Genomic DNA, 17,577 nt, shown 5'->3' with positions numbered 1-17,577 from the left:
GCTCACAGCCGCCGGCGAGCTCGAAGGCTGGCAGCGCTGGCGCGCCGACCACATCCGCGAGGAACAGGTCGTCAAGGCCGAGGCGCTGGTGGCCAAGCCGCTGGGCGGGCGCAAACAGCAGGAAGCCCTGCGCGCCATGCGCGAGCAGTGGAAGACCAGCGACCAGGGCGGCACGCCCAACCACGCGCTGTGGAAGCGTTTCGACGACGCCTGCAACGAAGCCCACAAAGTCGTCGAGGCCTGGCTCGAGAAAGTGAAAGAGCAAAGCGAGGCCGTCAAGGCCGAGCGCAAGCTGCTGATCGACGAAGTGCTGGCCTGGGCCGAAGCCAACAAGGGCAACACCGACTGGAAGCACCACATCCGCAGCCTCAACGGCTTTGTCGAGAAATGGCGCGAGGCCGGCCACCTGGGCGAAAAGGCTTTTGCCGAAATCCAGCCCGTGTGGAAGGCTGCCATGGAGCAGGCCGACGCGGGCCTCACCGCCGCGCGCGCCGAGAGCATCGCGCGCCGCAAGGCCATGATTGAAGAGGCCGCTGTGCTGGGCGCCGAGCCGCAGCTGCGCATAGATGCCGTCAAGTCGCTGCAGCAGCGCTGGCAGCACGAGGCGCAGGCCGTGCCGATCGAGCGCAAGCAGGAACAGAAGATGTGGGATGCGTTCCGCAAGCCCATAGACGACGCCTTCCAGCGCAAGACCGCCGAGCGCGAAAAAGCCGCTGCGGCCCTGGGCGAATACGACCGCATGGTGCTCGAAGCCYCCAAGGCCGTGGAAGCCGCCACCGCCAGCGGCGATGCGCAGAAGATCCACGCCGCCGCCAAGGCRCTCGAAGCCATCGTGCGCGGCCAGGTGCCCGTGGCTGCGGCGCCTGTTGCTGCGCCCGCCGAATCGACGCCTTCCGTGGAGGCCACGCTGGCCGCATCCGAGAGCGCACCTGTCGCGCCAGCCGGCGAGGCCGCTGAAGCCGCACCCGAGGCGCTGGCTGAGCCCGCGGCCGAGGCGGAAGCGGCTGCCGCCGCCGAGTTCGCCGAAGCCGGCGAACCGGCCAGCGCGCCCGCCGAGCCGCCACCCGCACCCAAGCCCGCGCCCAAGCCTGTTGTGGCACGGCGCGGCGACGACCGCCCCGGCATGAAAAAGGCCGAGCCCGCGGCTGCGGGGCGCGGCGGCAAGTTCGGCGACCGCAAGGATACGCGCCCGGGCGGCAAACCCGCTGGCCCGCGCCAAAGCACCGACAACAAATTCGAACCCTACCGCCCCGACCGCGACAGCCGCGACGCCCGCCTGGGCCGTGATGACCGCGGCCCGCGTGGCAGCGACCGGCCGGCCTTTGAAGAGCGCGGCCCGCGCCTGGGCGATGCCGCCTTCCGCGCCCAGCGCGAAGCCTTTGAAGCGGCCAACCAGGCCCTGAAAAAGCTCGCCATGCAGGCGCACGGCGAGGTGCTGACGCACCTGCTCAGCGCCTGGGAAAAACGCGACCCGGAACAACTGCCCAGCGCGCAGGAACTCGGCAAGGCCGTGCCGCCGGCGGTGCGCAGCCGCTGGGTGCAGGCCGTCAGCACGCCTTCGGGCAAGGACGCTTCCGAAGCGTTGCTGCGCCTGGAGATCGCCGCCGACCTGCCCACGCCGGCCGAGCACATCAGCGCGCGCCGCATGCTGCAACTGCAGTTGCTGACCAAACGCAACGCGCCCGCGCCGACCGAGACCTGGGGCGAAGACACGGCCCAGGTGCTGGCGGCCGACTTCGACGCCGGCAATGCCAGGCGCGTGCAGAACGTGCTGAAGGCGCTGCTTAAACGATGAGCGGTGTTGCCGCTGCCGTGGCGCTGCCGGAGGAGCGACAGCAGAGCTTGGGCGAGGAAATCGCCAACAGCGTCAGCCACGGCGTGGCGCTGCTCGCCGCGCTGGCGGCCGCGCCTTTCCTGGTGCTGGCCAGCGCGCGGCAGGGTGATGCCATCGATATTGCGGGCGCCTCGGTGTTCGCCGCCACCATGGTGCTGCTGTACTTCACCTCCATGCTGTACCACGCGCTGCCGACGGTTCGCGCCGCGCGCGCCAAGAGCGTGTTCCAGGTCCTGGACCATGGCGCGATCTACCTGCTGATTGCCGGCACCTACACGCCGTTCACGCTGGGCGTGCTGCGCGGGCCCTGGGGCTGGACGCTGTTCGGCCTGGTCTGGGCCATGGCGCTGGCCGGCGTGGCGGTGAAGGCCGTCGCGGGCATACGCTACCCGCGCGTGTCCACGGCGCTCTACCTCGCGATGGGATGGATTGCCGTGATCGCCGTCAAGCCGATGCTGGAACTTATCCCGGGCTGGGGCTTGTTCTGGCTGGTGGCCGGCGGCCTGTTCTATACCCTGGGCGTGGGTTTCTTCGCCACCGATTCCAGGCTGCGCTACGGGCACTTCATCTGGCACCTGTTCGTGGCGGCCGGCACGGCCTGCCACTGCGTGGCCGTGCTGTATTACGCGTCCTAGCCTGGCCTTACCCGGGATTGAAGGCCGTCCTGAGCTGCTAGGACAGCAGCCGGATCAGCGTATCGGGGTGAATGCCCCAGCCTGCCAGGCCCGCCAGGCCCATCATTACGCCAAAGCCTGTGGGCACCAGGGCCAGAAAATAGAGCCACCAGAAATGGGTCAGCGCCGTGACGGCCAGCAGCGAAATGGCGATGGCCAGCAGGGCGTCGGCCAGGTCGAATTGGTCATCACGAAAATTGGCGGCGTCATAGTCTTTCTGGTCCTGCTCGGCTTGTGTTTTCAGCTCGTCTTTTTTTCGGGCTTGCTCGGCAGCCAGCTGTTCGTACTGCGCAATCGCCTTCTGGTAATTGGCTTGCTCCGAAGCGGGCTGTGACGGGGCGGCCAGCCGCAGTTGCAGCAGCGTGCCTTTGGCGACTTCCTCGCGGATATTGCGCGCCTGGTAGAAGTTCCAGTGGTCCAGCTTGTTGGCCTGCGCCTGCTGCATCGCCTGGACGATGTTGTCGTCCTTGACCTTGCAGATGCCCATGAAGGTGGCCAGCAGGGCAATCGTGATGGCCACGAACTGGTTGAGCTTGCGGTACTGCGCGAAAGATGCATCGTCGGCGTCGTCGCCCTTGGGGCCAGGCCTGGCCGCGAGGTCAGCGCGCCGCTTCGATCAAATGGGCGATCCCGTCAAATCCCAGGCGCCGCGCGTGCTGCTGCGCATTCAATCCGTCGTTGTCGATCAGCGCTGGGTTCGCGCCCGCCGCCAGCAGGCGCTGGACCACGGCCGTGTGTCCCTGCATGGCGGCCAGTATCAGGGGCGTGCGGCCCGCCGAGTCGGCTGCATTGAGTGCGGCGCCTTGTTGGAGCAAGCGCTCCACTTGCGGCAGATTGCCCGCGCGCGCCGCCTTCTGCAGTGCGCCCGCCAGTTTGGGTATGCCGGGCGCTTCCTTCAGGAAGAGGGCCTCTGGCGGGCCTTGCCTTTCCCGTTTCTCTTGCGGCGCCGCAGCGGCACGCGCGGCTGCGGCGGGTGCAGCCGCCGCAGGCGCAGCGGGTGCCGGTGCAGCCACGGGAGCAGGGGGCTGAATTGCTGCGACGGCAGGTGGGGCCGGGGCGGCCTGCGGTACAGGTGCCGGGGAGGCGGTGAGCCCTCCCACTGCGGAGTCGGCCTGGCGCTGTAGCGTCCGCGGCCGCCGGGGCCGCCGGGGTGGATGGAGCGGTAGCCGCGGCCGGTGGTGCGCTCGCGCTGGGCTGGCCGAAGGCCAGGTCTTTTTCCTCATCCGTGCCGCGGTCGAATTGCAGCACCAGCAGGCCGGTCAGGCCGGCCAGCGCCAGGCTGGCCAGGGCGGAGATTTTCCAGCGCGACTGGTTGGCGGCGGGGGGCGTGGGTGCACCACTGCCGGCGGCCGGGGTTTGCCTGCCGGCCTCGATCACCATCTGCGCATGGGCGCGCACCGCATCCCGCACGTGCGCGCCGGGCCGCCGTGCATCCCGCGCGCTGGCTTCGCGGTAGCGCTGCATCAGCTCATCGCCGGGCGGGCTGCGGTCAGGCTCTGTCATGCAAACTCCTGTAGCTGCTGGCGCAGGCTGTTTCGTGCATAGCGCAGGCGGCTTTTGGCGGTCTCGAAATTCACGCCGGTGGCGGCGGCGATCTCGTCCACGCTGAGGCCGGCTTCGGCCTGCAGCAGGAAGGCCTCGCGCTGTTCGCGGGGCAGGCGCTCGACCGCGGCAATCAAGGCCGCCGCCTGCTCGCTGGACTCCAGCCGGCGCAAGGGGCCGAAGCCCGAATCGGCGGCCAGCGTGTCGCCCAGGCCGGGGCTCTCGCCGCCCTCACCGTCGTCACCGCCGTTGCCGTCGATGCTCACATGGTGCCGCGCGGTGCGAAAGTAATCAATCAACCGGTTGTGCGCCATGGTGAACAGCCAGGTCTTGAAGCGCGCCGACACCTTGTAGGTGGGCGCGCTGCGGGCCACGGCAAACCACACGTCCTGCAGCAGGTCGTCGGCCACCGCCTGCACCCGCACGCTGCGAAACACATAACGCCACACACCGAGCTCGTGGCGCGCATAAAGCGCATCGAAAGCCGCGATGTCGCCGGCCGCATAGCGCAGCATCAGCGATTCGTCGCTGTCTTCGGCTGCGTCTTCGGACGGGGGCGCACTGGGCATGCGCCACTTTATCAGCCCTCACGGTCGCCCACTGTGTACGGCTTGTTGCGCCGTCAATGGGGATCTGGAACATACGAGAAGCTGCGGGATTCCGGGAAAGGATTGGGGCTGGGAATCGTCGGTACTGATTCACGGATCACACCGGCGGCAACCAGGTTCTCGCGGCTGTCGTAACGGATGCGGATCACCTCGTTGGGCTGGGCCTGCAGGCGCGCGAAGCTGGTGTGCGACACCACCGAGCTTTCGCGGGCGCCGTGGCCGGTTCCCAGCTTGGGCGCCGGCATCGGGGCAGCCTGCTGCTTCCTGAGCGAGCCCTCGGCAGAGGCGGATGCGTCCGCGCCGCCCATGATGCGATCGGCCAGTGATTCCGCTGCGGGGGCCGCCGGGGCAGGGGCGCCGCGCAGGCTGGCGGGTGCCTCGCGTTCGCTGCGGTCGCGGCTGGAATAGGCCGGCGCCTGGGCCACCGGTTCGGGCAGCCGTTCGCGAAAGAGCGCCACGCCGATCACGCCGACGTTGGCCGGCCTGCCGGTGCGGCCGGCGTAAGAATCCCCGAGCGCGGAAAACTCGAAGGCCGCGACTTCGCTGCTGCTTTTGCGCCAGCCCGTCACCTGGTATTGCTGCCAAGGTGAAAACACATAACCGGTCTGGTCCCAGGCGGCGGTTTCGCCGCTCAACACGTTGACGCCGTCGACGGCGGTCACGGCCAGCACCCGCTCGCCGAGCTTGTTGCGCACGGCGATCGCATATTTGGCACCGTACTGGCCGGCCACCCAGTAATCGCCGCGGTGGTAGTACAGCGGCAGCGTGGCGCCGGTGTTGCGGTCTACCACGGTGATGTCGGCCAGGCGTCCGACGGCCTGCGCCGGCAGGGCCCAGGCGGACAAGGCCAGCAGGATGGAAGCGGGGAGGAGATGGGGTTTCATGGGGGCTCCGGAAGGTGGTGGAGCCCCATGAAACGAAGCAGGCGGGGGAAAGGGGTTAAGGAGGGCTGGGAAGGTGTCAAGAGCCGCTTGGAAAACCCCGGAAACGGGGCTTCGGTGCCGTTTCCTCTCGTTATTTGGCGGGAATGAAGAATTTATCGAACAACACCGTCATCGGCGCGAAATCCTGGGTGAAACGTTCGCGGTTGACGAAGTAGGCCTCGCAGGCCACGGCGAAAAACTCGGCCGGGGAGCCCGCGCCGTAGTCGTCCAGCCACGGCGGCGCGGCGCCGAAACGCTTGGCCATGGCGACTTTTTCGCAAAACTCGTCAAAGGCCGGCTGCATCACCGAGTGCCATGCGCTCAGGGCGCTGCGGGTGGGGAGAGGCGGGCAGCCGTCGGCCGCGCCGTCGCGCATGTCGATCTTGTGGATGAATTCGTGGATCACGACGTTGTGCCCGTGCTCGGCCGCGCCACCCGCGGCGGCGACCTCCTGCCAGCTCAAGGTGACGGGGCCGCCGTCCATGGCTTCGCCCAGCAGGGTTTCGCTGTAGCGGTGCACCACGCCGGCCTGGTCGGTGACTTCGCGGCGCGCCAGCATGGCGCCGGGGTGCACCACGATGCCCTTGAAGTCGTCATACCAGCGCAGGCCCAGGTGCAGAACCGGCAGGCAGGCCTGCGCGGCGATCGCCACGGCCATTTCGTCGGTGACCTGCAGGCCGTGGGCGCCGGTGAACTCCTTTTGTTTGAGGAATTTCCCGGCCATTTCGTGCAGCTGCTGCAGTTCGGTCACCGGGCGGCGGGCCAGGAAGGGGAACTGCAGCAAGGTGTCCATCCACAGGGTGTCGGGAATGGTCTTGGTGGGGGCGCTCTGGCGCCCCAGCGTTCGTAACCAGTTCAGCATGGGGTGGGTGTCTTGGTCAGGGGCAAGGCGAAAAACAAAAAATGAAAAGAAGTCAGCACAAGGCAATGCGCTGCAAGCCGCCGGCGCCCAGGCGCAGCACGTCGGCGCGTGGCATGGGGGCGGCCAGGTCCCAGTCGCTGAGCACCACGCGCGAGAGGCCCTCGCCAAGGTCGTGCAGGGCCGGCTTGTGGGTGTGTCCGTGGATCAGCGTGGGGGCCTTTGCCGCGCGCAACCACTGGCGGGCAGCCGCGGCATCGACGTCGGCATAGGACGCGCCTGATTGCTTGCGCGCCTCGCTTTGCCGGCGCAGCGCGCGCGCGATGTCCTGGCGCTCGGCCAGCGGCTTGGCCAGGAAGGCGCGCTGCCACTCGGGGCTGCGCACCTGCCGGCGGAATTCCATGTAGTCGGTGTCGTCCAGGCACAGGGCATCACCGTGCGAGAGCAGCCAGCGCCGGCCCGAGCCCGCGGGAAACTCAAGCACGGTCGGATCGTGCAGCAAGGTGGTGTTGCACAGGTCCATCAGGGCCTGGCCGACCAGGAAGTCGCGGTTGCCGTGCATGAAGAACAGCGCCAGCCGGCCGGCGGCTTCGCCCATGGCGTGCACGCAGCGCGCATCAAAAGCGGCGGCGGGAGAGGCCAGGTCTTCGCCGACGGCATCGTCACCGACCCAGACTTCAAACAGGTCGCCCAGGATGAAGACCGCGTCGGCGGGCGTGCTTTCGAGGTAGTGCCGCCAGGCTTCGAAGGTGGCGGCATCGCCGGCCTGCAGGTGCAGGTCGGAAATGAAGTCGACCGTGCGCCAGGACGGCGGCGCCAAAAGCTCCGCGACCTGGGGGACGGCCTGGGGGGTGTTCACCGGCGGCTGGGACACTCAGTCCAGCGAGATGGCTCTCTGGATGATCACGTCTTCCATCGGGACGTCGTCATGGAAGCCTTTGCGGCCGGTCTTGACGGCCTTGATCTTGTCGACCACGTCGGTGCCGGCAATCACCTTGCCGAACACGGCATAGCCCCAGCCCGAAGCGCTGGGTGCGGTGTGGTTCAGGAAGCCGTTGTCGGCGACGTTGATGAAGAACTGTGAACTGGCCGAGTGCGGCGCATTGGTGCGAGCCATGGCGACGGTGTAGTTGTCGTTCTTCAGGCCGTTGTTGGCTTCGTTCTCGATTTCGCCGTCGGTGGGCTTTTGTTTCATGCCGGGCTCGAAACCGCCGCCCTGCACCATGAAACCGGGGATCACGCGGTGGAACACGGTGTTGGCGTAGTGGCCCTTGTTGACGTAGTTCAGGAAGTTGGCGACGGTCTTGGGCGCCTTGGCATCGTCCAGTTCCAGTGTGATGACGCCGTATTCGGCGATGTGCAGTTCGACTCTGGGTTTGCTCATGATGGTGTCCTGTAGGGGAATGTCAATGAATGAATTAATTGACGAGGGTTGCTGATTTGATGAGGACCGGCGTTTTGGGAACGTCGGTCGGGAAGGGGCCGCCCGCGCCGGTCGGCACCGACTTGATTTTGTTGACGACGTCCATGCCGCTGACGACCTTGCCGAACACGGTGTAGCCGTAGAGCTGGGGCGCGTTGATGAGTTGCGCGCGCGGCGTGTTTTCGTAGACGCGGCCCTGGTACTCGAATTTGGGCACCGGGTCGCCGGGCGGGATGACGGTGGGGTTCAGGAAGTCGTTGTCCTTCACGTTGATGAAGAACTGCGACGAGGCCGAATTGGGGTCGTTGGTGCGCGCCATGGCCAGGGTGCCGACGACGTTTTTGGGGCCGCCTTTGGCGAGCGCCTCGCGGCCCTCATGCGGTACCGGCGGGCGGGTTTTCTTCTCGGCATAGGTGTCGTCGTAGCCGCCACCCTGCACCATGAAGTTGCTGATCACGCGGTGAAAAATCGTGCCGTCGTAGTGCTTGTCCTTGACGTATTGCAGGAAATTTTCCACGGTCTTGGGGGCTTTGTCGGGGTAGACCTCGACCACGAAATCGCCTTCGCTGGTGACGAACTTGACCTTGGGCGCATTTTGCGCGAGCGCCGGGCCGGCCGCGAAGGCCAGGCCTGCCGCGGTTGCGGCCAGCAAGGCGCGGCGCAGGGGCAAAAAGGCGGGGTGAACTGCCATCAAATGGTTCCTTCAAAGAATATTTTCCACTGGCTGCCCTGGCGGACCCAGTACTGGCGTTTGGTGCGGCCTGTCTTGGCGCCTTTGACCAGCTCGCCAAAGGTTACCACCATCGTGTCGGTGCTGTCGGTCCAGCGCAGGTAAGACACGTCCTTGAGCTGGATGTCGCGCCCGCCCAGTTGCTTGATCTCGGTCTGCAGGGCCGGTGTCCATTCGGCCAGGGTCTTGCCGTAGCTCGTGAAGTCGGGGGTGTACCAGGCGGTGAGCCTGGCGATGTCGCCGCTGGACTTGGCGCTGTGCCAGCCCTGCAGCACGCTTTCAAAGGACTTGCTGTCGGCCGTGAGCGATTGCGGCGCCACCCATTTGAGGTTGTGCGCGATGACGACGGGCGTGCTGCGCACCTCGACGGTGCGGATGATGCGCTCCAGGTCGGGGTTGGCCAGCACCACGCAGCCGTCGGTGGACAGCGGCGCCCGCGAAAATTGCGCCGGCGGCGTGCCGTGCAGCCAGATGCCGCCGCCGGTTTTCCCGCGCTTGACGTCGAGCTGGTTGGGGTAGTTGATGGGCAGCGCGCCCGAGCCGTAGAAGTCGCGCAGCGATTTCGGGTTCAGGTTGCTGGTGATGAAGTACACCCCGACCGGCGTGCGCAGGTCGCCTTCGACGGATTTTTCGATGCCGGACTTGCCGACCGAGATGTAGTAGTCGGCCACCAGCTTGATGCCGGTGGCGGTGTTTTCAAACAGGTACAGGCGCGACCTGGAGGCGTCGACGGCGATCGCGTGCTTGTTGCGCGGCGACAGGGCCAGGAACTGCGAGGGCACGGTGCCCGGCGCCGGGCGTTCGCGCAGCGCGCGCAGCCGCAGCAGCGACTCCTGGCGCAGCTCGGCCAGCAGCGGGGCCGCGGCTTTGCTGGCGGTGATTTCGGGCAAGTCACCGGGTGCGCGCAGCGGGCGTGTGAAGCCGGCCAGCAGGTCGCCGTAGACCAGTTGCGCGAGCTGGAAGTTGGGGTGGTCCTTGACCAGGCTTTCGGCCTTGCGCAATGCTTCGCGTGGATTGGCCTGGCCTATCAGCTTGTAGATTTCAATCAGCCGGGCTTCGGCTTCGCCGTCGCGCGGCTCGCGTTGCGGCGCAGTGGTGGCGCGCGCCGTGGCCTTGACGGCGGCTTCCGCGCGGGCGGGCGCAAGCGCCGGCACCAGGCAAGGGGCCATGAAAAAAAGGGCTGTGAGCACCTTCTTCATGCTGGTTTCCAAAACGGGTTGCCGGCCGGTGAAGAGGAGGCGAGGACGGGCAGGGCAATGCACGGGGGTCAGGTCGGCCGCCGGCGATCAACCGCCCGTGGATTCCTTGACGATCACCCAGCGATCACCGACCTTGGCGAGGTCCAGGGTCTTGCGGCTGGAGATGTTCAGCGAATCGGCGCTGTAGTCCTGTTTGAACCGGGCCGTGGCCTTGGCGCCCTGCACCGCGATGGACAGGCTGGACAGCTTCACGTTGATTTTGGATTTGCCGACGATGCGTGCGCGGCGGTCTTCTTCCCAGGCTTTGCGGGCCTGCTTGCCGGGCGGGTCGAAACTCTGGCCGTAGCTGCCGAGGTAGCCGCTCATGTCCTTGTTGGACCAGGCCTGGGCCCAGGCGTTCACGGCGGCTTCGACTTCTTTCTCGGAGCCGGTCGCGGCGGCGGGTACGGGCGTAGGAGCCGGTGCGGCTGGAACTGGCGTGGAGGCGGGGGCTGGCACTACAACGGGAGCGGCAGGCGCGGGCTTGGCGGCCGGCGCCGGCGCGGCTGACACCGGGCCGGAAGCCTGCGCGCCGGCGGCGGGTTTGGCGGCGGCCTGCGGCTGGGCTTTGGCGTCGGCGGAGAACAGGTTGCGGATCAGGGCCAGCTTGGGCGGGACGGCCGCATTGCCGCCGTCCAGTTGCAGCGCCTTGCTGTAGGCCTGGCTGGCCAGGCGGGCATAGACGTCGCCGAGGTTTTCGTGCGCGGTGGCGTAGCTGGGGTTGGTGCGTATGGCCATTTCCAGCGCGGCGCGGGCCTTGTCGAACTGGCTCTGGCCGGCGTACAGGACGGCCATGTTGTTGTAGGGCTCGGGGAGTTCGGGATAGTCCTCGGTGATCTTGGTGAAGGTGGCGATCGCGTCGTTGGTCTTGCCGGTTTCGGTCTGGATCACGCCCTTGAAGAAACGCATTTGCGGGTCGCGCGGTTTGCTGGCGAGGTACTGGTCGACCTTGGCGAGTGCCTCGGGATACTGGCCGGCGCGCATCAGGCGGCTGACATCGGCGTAGTCGTCGGCGTGGGCTGCGGACATCGACAGTGCGGCCGCCACCACGAGCAGGCGCAGCGTGGCTGACAGGGGTTTGCGTTTAAAAAAGTTTTGCGTGGGCATAAGAACTCTCGCTATTGTTTTGGGTCCCCTGGGGCCGTTTGATGGCCATGGGCAGAAAATCGCTCCAAACAGCCCGGCTTTTCAGGTGGCCGAAGGGGCCGCTGAATGTTGTCCATCGGGCTGGATATACTGGCTGATTGTAGCTGAGGGGGTATAGTCCATGGCCGCCCGGATTCCGTACTTTTCCTTTTTATCGCACGTTTTGGCGCGTACGCCGATCGGCCCTTGTCCGCTCCCGGCATCCGTGAGATAAACCTTCCTGTTTCCTTGTCCGACCGATAGTCGGTTTTCGACCGACGTCYCCCGCCACCCCAATTTTCATGAGCCTTCGCATTTACAACACGCTGTCGCGTGCCGTGGAAGAATTTTCCCCCCTGGAACCCGGCCATGTGCGCATGTATGTCTGCGGCATGACGATTTACGACCTGTGCCACATCGGCCATGCGCGCATGATGATGGCCTTCGACGTGGTGCAGCGCTGGTTCAAGGCCAGCGGCCTGCGCGTGACCTATGTGCGCAACATCACGGACATCGACGACAAGATCATCAAGCGGGCGGTCGAACGCGGCATCACCATCCGGGCGCTGACCGACGAGATGATCCAGGCCATGCACCAGGACATAGGCGCGCTGGGCATGGAGCCGCCGTCACTTGAGCCGCGCGCCACCGAGTACGTGCCGCAGATGCTGGCCATGATCGGCACCCTGGAGAAAAAGGGACTGGCTTACCGCGGCTCCAGCGGCGACATGAATTATTCGGTTCGCAAATTCCCGGGCTACGGCAAGCTCTCCGGCAAGTCGCTGGACGAGTTGCGGGCCGGCGAGCGCGTGGCGGTATTGGACGGCAAGGACGACCCGCTGGACTTCGTGCTCTGGAAGAGCGCCAAACCCACCGAGCCCGACGACGCCAAGTGGCCCAGCGACTACGGCCCCGGCCGTCCCGGCTGGCACATCGAGTGCTCGGCCATGAGCTGCCAGACCCTGGGCGAGACCTTCGACCTGCACGGCGGCGGCGCCGACCTGCAGTTCCCGCACCACGAAAACGAGATTGCCCAGAGCGAGGGCGCAAACGGCAAGCCGCTGGCCCGCTTCTGGGTGCACAACGGCTTTGTGCGCGTGGACAACGAAAAAATGTCCAAGTCGCTGGGCAACTTCTTCACCATCCGCGAAGTGCTGACCCAGTACGACGCCGAGACCATCCGTTTCTTCCTGGTGCGCACGCATTACCGCAGCGCCCTCAACTACAGCGACGCCCACCTGGACGACGCCCGCAACGCGCTCAAGCGCCTGTACACCGCGCTGGCTGGAGTCACGGCGGACGCTGTCGCCATCGATTGGGCCAGCCCGTTTGCCGCCCGCTTCAAGGCCGCCATGGACGAGGATTTCGGCACGCCCGAGGCGGTGGCCGTGCTGTTCGACCTGGCCGGTGAAGTCAACAAGACGCGCTCGCCCGCGCTGGCGGGGCTGCTCAAGAGTCTGGGCGCCTGCCTGGGCCTGCTGCAGGGTGAGCCCGGCGCTTACCTGCAGGCCGGTGCCGGCCTGGACGAAGCCAGCATCCAGGGCCTGATCGCGCAGCGCGCCACCGCCAAGGCCGCCAAAAACTTTGCCGAAGCCGACCGTATCCGCCAGGATTTGCTGGCCCAGGGCATTGTGCTCAAGGACTCCGCCGCAGGCACCACCTGGGAGGCCCAGTCGTGACCTTTGACTACACGCCCGGCCGCGAGCCCTTGTCAACCCCGCAAACATTGCGCAGGGCGCCATGAAGCAGGTCGTCAAAAGCGGCCCCGCCAGCGCCGAGCTGGCCGACGTGCCGGGCCCGGTCGCCGCGGTTCCCGCCTACTGGGCCGAGGCCTGCAAGCACCTGGTCAAAAAAGACCGGGTCATGAAGCGGTTGATCCCGCAGTTCGGCGACGCCTGCCTGCAGGCCCGCGGTGACGCCTTCGGCACCCTGGCGCGCAGCATCGTGGGGCAGCAGATCTCGGTCAAGGCCGCGCAGACCGTCTGGCACCGTTTTCAGGCCCTGCCCAAAAAAATGACGCCGGCCAATGTGCTCAGGCTCAAGGTCGACGACATGCGGGCCGCGGGCCTGAGTTCGCGCAAGGTTGAATACCTGGTCGACCTGGCCATCAACTTCGATGCCGGCACTGTGCACGTGAAGGACTGGCAGTCCATGGACGATGAGGCCATCATCGCCGAGTTGGTGGCGATCCGCGGCATCGGCCGCTGGACGGCCGAGATGTTTTTGATCTTCTACCTGATGCGTCCCAACGTCCTGCCGCTGGACGATGTCGGGCTGATCAGCGGCATCAGCCAGAACTATTTTTCCGGCGAATCGGTCAGCCGCAGCGACGCGCGCGAGGTAGCCGCCGCCTGGGCGCCGTACTGCAGCGTCGCAACTTGGTATATTTGGCGCTCTTTGGACCCATTACCGGTCCTGGGTACCCCCGCGGGTACCGAGCAGATTTAAGTTTCAGGAAGCCTTGAGGAGCAGCACATGGCGAAGAAGACCTTTCTTGATTTCGAGCAACCGATCGCGGAACTCGAAGGAAAAATCGAAGAACTGCGCTACGTACAGACCGAGTCGGCCGTCGATATCTCCGAAGAGATAGACCAACTGGCCAAAAAGAGCCAGCAGCTCACCAAAGATATCTACAGCGACCTGACGCCCTGGCAGATCACCAAGATCGCCCGCCACGCCGAGCGTCCCTACACCCTGGACTACATTAACGAAATCTTCACCGATTTCGTGGAGTTGCACGGCGATCGGCACTTCTCCGACGATCTCTCCATCGTCGGCGGCCTGGCCCGTTTCAACGGCACCGCCTGCATGGTGCTGGGCCACCAGAAGGGCCGCGACACCAAAGAGCGCGGCCTGCGCAACTTCGGCATGAGCAAGCCCGAGGGTTACCGCAAGGCGCTGCGCCTGATGAAAACCGCCGAGAAGTTCAAGCTGCCGGTGTTCACCTTCGTCGACACGCCTGGCGCCTATCCCGGCATCGACGCCGAAGAGCGCGGCCAATCCGAGGCCATTGGCCGCAACATCTTCGAGATGGCGCAGCTCGAAGTGCCCATCATCACCACCATCATCGGCGAAGGCGGCTCCGGCGGCGCACTGGCCATTTCGGTGGCCGACCAGGTCGTGATGCTGCAGTATTCGATTTACTCCGTCATCAGCCCCGAAGGCTGCGCCTCCATCCTCTGGAAGACCTCCGACAAGGCGCAGGAAGCCGCCGAGGCGTTGGGCATCACCGCGCACCGGCTCAAGGCCCTGGGCGTGATCGACAAGATCGTCAACGAGCCCGTGGGCGGCGCGCACCGCGACCACAAGCAGATGGCGGCCTTCCTCAAGCGTGCCCTCAACGACGCCTTCCGCCAGGTCAGCGACCTGAAGGTCAAGGAACTGCTGGACCGCCGCTATGAACGCCTGCAAAGCTATGGCCGTTTTACCGACACCAAAGCCGACGCCAAATAAGCCGGCTGGCTGCGCGCCAGGCACGGCGTGAGCAACCCCAACCCGGCGCTGGCAGCGCTGGACTCCCTTGATCCCGTTTTGCCGCTGGGCGTGGCCTACAGCGGCGGCGCCGATTCCACGGCCTTGCTGCTGGCGGCCGCGCAACGCTGGCCCGGGCAGGTGACGGCCCTGCACATCCACCACGGCCTGCAGGCCGCCGCCGAGGAGTTTGTGCGTGTGTGCGAGGCCACTTGCGCGCGCCTGAACGTCCCGCTTGAGGTGCTGCGCGTGCAGGCCGGCAACGCGGCCGGTCAGAGCCCAGAGGATGCCGCGCGGCTGGCGCGTTATGCCGCACTGGCCCAGGCCGCCACCGAAAAAGGCCTGGCGGCGGTGCTGCTGGGCCAGCATGCCGACGACCAGGTCGAGACCCTGCTGCTGGCGCTGAGCCGCGGTGCGGGCCTGCCGGGCCTGTCCTCGATGGCGGCGCGCTTTGAGCGCGGTGGTGTGCTGTTCCTGCGGCCGCTGCTGCAAATTCCCGCGGCAGCGTTGCGGGGCTGGCTGGTCGAACAGGAAATCCCGTTTGTCGACGACCCGACCAACAGCGACGAACGCTATACCCGCAACCGCATCCGTGCCCGCCTGTTGCCGGCCCTGGCCGAATCCTTTCCGCAGTTTCGCGAAACCTTCGCCCGCAGTGCCCAGCATGCCGCCCAGGCGCAGGCCTTGCTGGCCGAGGTGGCCCGCGAGGACCTGACGAGCGTCGGCGTGCCGCCCGCGCTCCACGCCCTGCAGGCACTTTCCGCGCCGCGCCAGGCCAATGTGCTGCGCCACTGGCTGCTGGAGTCCCACGGCGCCACGCCCAGCGCCGCGCAGCTCGAGCAATTGTTGTCGCAGATTGCCGCCTGCACCACGCGTGGCCACCGCATCCATCTCAAGGTGGCGACCGGCCACGTCACGAGGGCCGGCGCGGTGCTGCGCTACGAGGCGGCGGCTGATAAGCCCGCTTAACCAGGTAGTAGTCCTAGGTATAATTGAAGGCTTTGCTGGCGCTGCAGAGCCGCTAAAAGCCTGTCAAACAGCGTTTTTTGCCGGTAACGGCCACCCAAAAATTCGCAACAACTTCCTGATTGACCCCCTGAAAATGGCATTGATCGTTCATAAATATGGCGGCACGTCGATGGGCTCGACAGAGCGTATCCGCAACGTGGCCAAACGTGTGGCCAAGTGGGCGCGGGCCGGCCACCAGATGGTCGTTGTCCCCAGCGCCATGAGTGGCGAAACCAACCGTCTGCTGGGCCTGGCCAAGGAACTGGCGCCTGCCAAAGCCGGCGACGCCTACAGCCGCGAACTCGACGCCCTGGCGGCCACCGGCGAGCAGGCTTCCAGCGCGCTGCTGGCCATCGCGCTGCAGGCCGAGGGCATGCAGGCCGTGAGCTATGCCGGCTGGCAGGTCACCATCAAGACCAACAACGCCTACACCAAGGCCCGCATCGAGTCCATCGACGACGAACGCGTGCGCGCCGACCTGGACGCCGGCAAGGTCGTCATCATCACCGGCTTCCAGGGCGTGGACGAGGGCGGCWACGTTACCACGCTGGGCCGCGGCGGCTCCGACACTTCGGCAGTCGCCATCGCCGCCGCGCTCAAGGCGCACGAATGCCTGATCTACACCGACGTCGACGGCGTGTACACCACCGACCCGCGCGTCGTGCCCGAAGCGCGGCGCCTGCATACCGTGAGCTTCGAGGAGATGCTGGAGATGGCCTCCATGGGCTCCAAGGTGCTGCAGATCCGTTCGGTGGAATTCGCCGGCAAGTACAAGGTGCCGCTGCGCGTGCTGTCCAGCTTCACCGAGTGGGACATCGACATCAACGAAGAGGCCAAGTCAGGCACTTTGATCAGCTTTGAGGAAGACGAAAACATGGAACAAGCCATCGTATCGGGCATCGCTTTCAACCGCGATGAAGCCAAAATCTCCGTGCTCGGCGTGCCCGACACCCCCGGCATCGCCTACCAGATCCTGGGCGCGGTGGCCGACGCCAACATCGAAGTCGACGTCATCATCCAGAACATCAGCAAGGACGGCAAGACCGACTTCAGCTTCACCGTCCACCGCAACGACTATTCGAAGGCCGTCGACCTGCTCAAGACCCAGGTGCTCCCCAAGCTGGGCGCGCAGGAAGTTACCGGCGATGCCAAGATCTGCAAGGTCAGCATCGTCGGCATCGGCATGCGCAGCCACGTCGGCATCGCCAGCAAGATGTTCCGCGTGCTGAGCGAGGAGGGCATCAACATCCAGATGATCTCCACCAGCGAGATCAAGACCTCCGTGGTCATCGACGAGAAGTACATGGAACTCGCGGTGCGCGCCCTGCACAAGGCTTTTGACCTGGACCAGCCTTCCGCCTGAAAATGGCCGGCAAGTCGTGAGATAATCGATTTATTGGAAACGTGACCGAGTGGCCGAAGGTGCTCCCCTGCTAAGGGAGTATGGGGTGTAGAGCCTCATCGAGGGTTCGAATCCCTCCGTTTCCGCCAAGACTACCGACTCTCTCCCGCATGGGGCAGAGTCGGTTTTTTTATGCCCGCCTGATTTCCCTGCGCTTATTCGTGGCGCGGGTTTCCTCGTCCGGGACGGGCGTATTCCCTACAAAGGCATCGGGTCCATCCGACAGACCGGGTCCTCGCCGTCAATAGCATGGATCCTGCAGATCATTCAGCGCGTACCTGTTTGAAGGAGGCTTTCATGGCTGAGTTAATTGCCCGGGCGGAGATGCTCATTCGGCGTCCCGCATCAGACGTATTCAATGCCTTCGTCCAACCCGAATTCATCAAAAAATTCTGGCTGAAACACACCACCGGTCCGCTAGCGCAGGGCGCCCAGGTCGAGTGGGAATTCATGGTGCCCGGCGTCACGGAACGCGTGCAGGTCACTGCCTTCGATGCGCCGCGCCGCATCGCCTTCACCTGGTCCGAGGGCGGACTGGACGTTGACATGAAATTTGCCGAGGAGCGGCCAGGCATCACGACCGCCAGTGTGGAGGTGCGGGGCTTTGAGCGCAACGGCGGCGTAGACCCGGTGGTCAATGCCACCGAGGGATTCAGCATCGTCTTGTGTGACCTGAAGGTCCTTCTCGAAACAGGGGCCTCGGCAAGTCTGGTGAAAGACAAGGCGGAATTGATTTACCG

18 protein-coding genes and 1 tRNA gene are annotated in these 17,577 nt (G+C 65.9%); 9 read left to right on the top strand and 10 right to left on the bottom strand.

Annotated elements, in window-relative coordinates; translation table 11 throughout:
• Both AC1D0P_RS12100 and trhA read left to right on the top strand, forming a co-directional pair.
• A partial coding sequence (locus AC1D0P_RS12100; RefSeq protein WP_477676958.1) for a DUF349 domain-containing protein occupies positions 1-1,795 on the top strand: 1,795 nt, incomplete at its 5' end.
• Positions 1,792-2,469: a PAQR family membrane homeostasis protein TrhA gene (gene trhA / locus AC1D0P_RS12095; protein ID WP_477676957.1), complete on the top strand. Its 678-nt coding sequence runs from the start codon at positions 1,792-1,794 to the stop codon at positions 2,467-2,469. The genes AC1D0P_RS12100 and trhA, both read left to right, overlap by 4 nt.
• A gap of 37 nt (positions 2,470-2,506) precedes the next feature.
• Here the strand turns inward: trhA and AC1D0P_RS12090 are convergent, their stop codons facing one another.
• The 10 genes from AC1D0P_RS12090 to AC1D0P_RS12045 all read right to left on the bottom strand — a co-directional run bounded on the left by AC1D0P_RS12090 (position 2,507) and on the right by AC1D0P_RS12045 (position 10,938).
• A complete protein-coding gene (locus AC1D0P_RS12090) occupies positions 2,507-3,028 on the bottom strand; it encodes a DUF4337 domain-containing protein (RefSeq protein ID WP_477676956.1) in 522 nt (173 codons plus the stop codon).
• 79 nt (positions 3,029-3,107) lie between these two features.
• Complete coding sequence (locus tag AC1D0P_RS12085) at positions 3,108-3,521, bottom strand: ankyrin repeat domain-containing protein (RefSeq protein ID WP_477676955.1); 414 nt, start codon at positions 3,519-3,521, stop codon at positions 3,108-3,110.
• A gap of 486 nt (positions 3,522-4,007) precedes the next feature.
• Entirely contained in the window at positions 4,008-4,619 is a 612-nt protein-coding gene (locus AC1D0P_RS12080; protein WP_477676954.1) for a sigma-70 family RNA polymerase sigma factor, read from the bottom strand.
• 53 nt (positions 4,620-4,672) lie between these two features.
• Complete coding sequence (locus AC1D0P_RS12075; RefSeq protein WP_477676953.1) at positions 4,673-5,542, bottom strand: hypothetical protein; 870 nt, start codon at positions 5,540-5,542, stop codon at positions 4,673-4,675.
• 130 nt (positions 5,543-5,672) lie between these two features.
• Complete coding sequence (locus tag AC1D0P_RS12070) at positions 5,673-6,443, bottom strand: M90 family metallopeptidase (RefSeq protein ID WP_477676952.1); 771 nt, start codon at positions 6,441-6,443, stop codon at positions 5,673-5,675.
• A 52-nt stretch (positions 6,444-6,495) separates the two neighbouring features.
• Entirely contained in the window at positions 6,496-7,299 is an 804-nt protein-coding gene (locus tag AC1D0P_RS12065) for a UDP-2,3-diacylglucosamine diphosphatase (RefSeq protein WP_477676951.1), read from the bottom strand.
• Positions 7,300-7,314: 15 nt separating this feature from the next.
• Positions 7,315-7,824 (bottom strand): peptidylprolyl isomerase, encoded by a 510-nt coding sequence (locus tag AC1D0P_RS12060; RefSeq protein WP_436153974.1) that lies wholly within the window; start codon positions 7,822-7,824, stop codon positions 7,315-7,317.
• Positions 7,825-7,858: 34 nt separating this feature from the next.
• Entirely contained in the window at positions 7,859-8,554 is a 696-nt protein-coding gene (locus AC1D0P_RS12055; RefSeq protein WP_477676950.1) for a peptidylprolyl isomerase, read from the bottom strand.
• Complete coding sequence (locus AC1D0P_RS12050; RefSeq protein ID WP_477676949.1) at positions 8,554-9,792, bottom strand: L,D-transpeptidase family protein; 1,239 nt, start codon at positions 9,790-9,792, stop codon at positions 8,554-8,556. Before AC1D0P_RS12050 ends, AC1D0P_RS12055 begins: the two co-directional genes overlap by 1 nt.
• Before the next feature lie 87 nt (positions 9,793-9,879).
• A complete protein-coding gene (locus tag AC1D0P_RS12045; protein ID WP_477676948.1) occupies positions 9,880-10,938 on the bottom strand; it encodes a L,D-transpeptidase Cds6 family protein in 1,059 nt (352 codons plus the stop codon).
• Between the two features lie 320 nt (positions 10,939-11,258).
• Between AC1D0P_RS12045 and cysS the strand changes: the two genes are divergently transcribed.
• From cysS to AC1D0P_RS12010, 7 genes are all read left to right on the top strand, one after another.
• The gene (cysS, locus tag AC1D0P_RS12040; protein WP_477676947.1) at positions 11,259-12,635 is read left to right on the top strand and encodes a cysteine--tRNA ligase; all 1,377 of its coding nucleotides are present in this window, start codon (positions 11,259-11,261) and stop codon (positions 12,633-12,635) included.
• Between the two features lie 61 nt (positions 12,636-12,696).
• Positions 12,697-13,404 carry a DNA-3-methyladenine glycosylase family protein gene (locus tag AC1D0P_RS12035; RefSeq protein ID WP_477676946.1) on the top strand — a complete coding sequence of 236 codons (708 nt, stop codon included), beginning with the start codon at positions 12,697-12,699 and terminating at the stop codon, positions 13,402-13,404.
• Positions 13,405-13,431: 27 nt separating this feature from the next.
• Entirely contained in the window at positions 13,432-14,409 is a 978-nt protein-coding gene (locus tag AC1D0P_RS12030) for an acetyl-CoA carboxylase carboxyltransferase subunit alpha (RefSeq protein ID WP_477655711.1), read from the top strand.
• 27 nt (positions 14,410-14,436) lie between these two features.
• Complete coding sequence (gene tilS / locus AC1D0P_RS12025) at positions 14,437-15,396, top strand: tRNA lysidine(34) synthetase TilS (RefSeq protein WP_477676945.1); 960 nt, start codon at positions 14,437-14,439, stop codon at positions 15,394-15,396.
• Positions 15,397-15,529: 133 nt separating this feature from the next.
• Positions 15,530-16,798 (top strand): aspartate kinase, encoded by a 1,269-nt coding sequence (locus AC1D0P_RS12020; RefSeq protein ID WP_477676944.1) that lies wholly within the window; start codon positions 15,530-15,532, stop codon positions 16,796-16,798.
• Positions 16,799-16,833: 35 nt separating this feature from the next.
• Positions 16,834-16,926 (top strand) — tRNA-Ser (locus AC1D0P_RS12015).
• 208 nt (positions 16,927-17,134) lie between these two features.
• Positions 17,135-17,577, top strand: a 443-nt coding sequence (locus tag AC1D0P_RS12010; protein ID WP_477676943.1) for an SRPBCC domain-containing protein, incomplete at its 3' end; no start/stop codon positions are given.

The organism is Polaromonas sp. P1_G2 (genome assembly GCF_056405515.1).
This window is presented reverse-complemented; position numbering and strand designations above follow the sequence as displayed.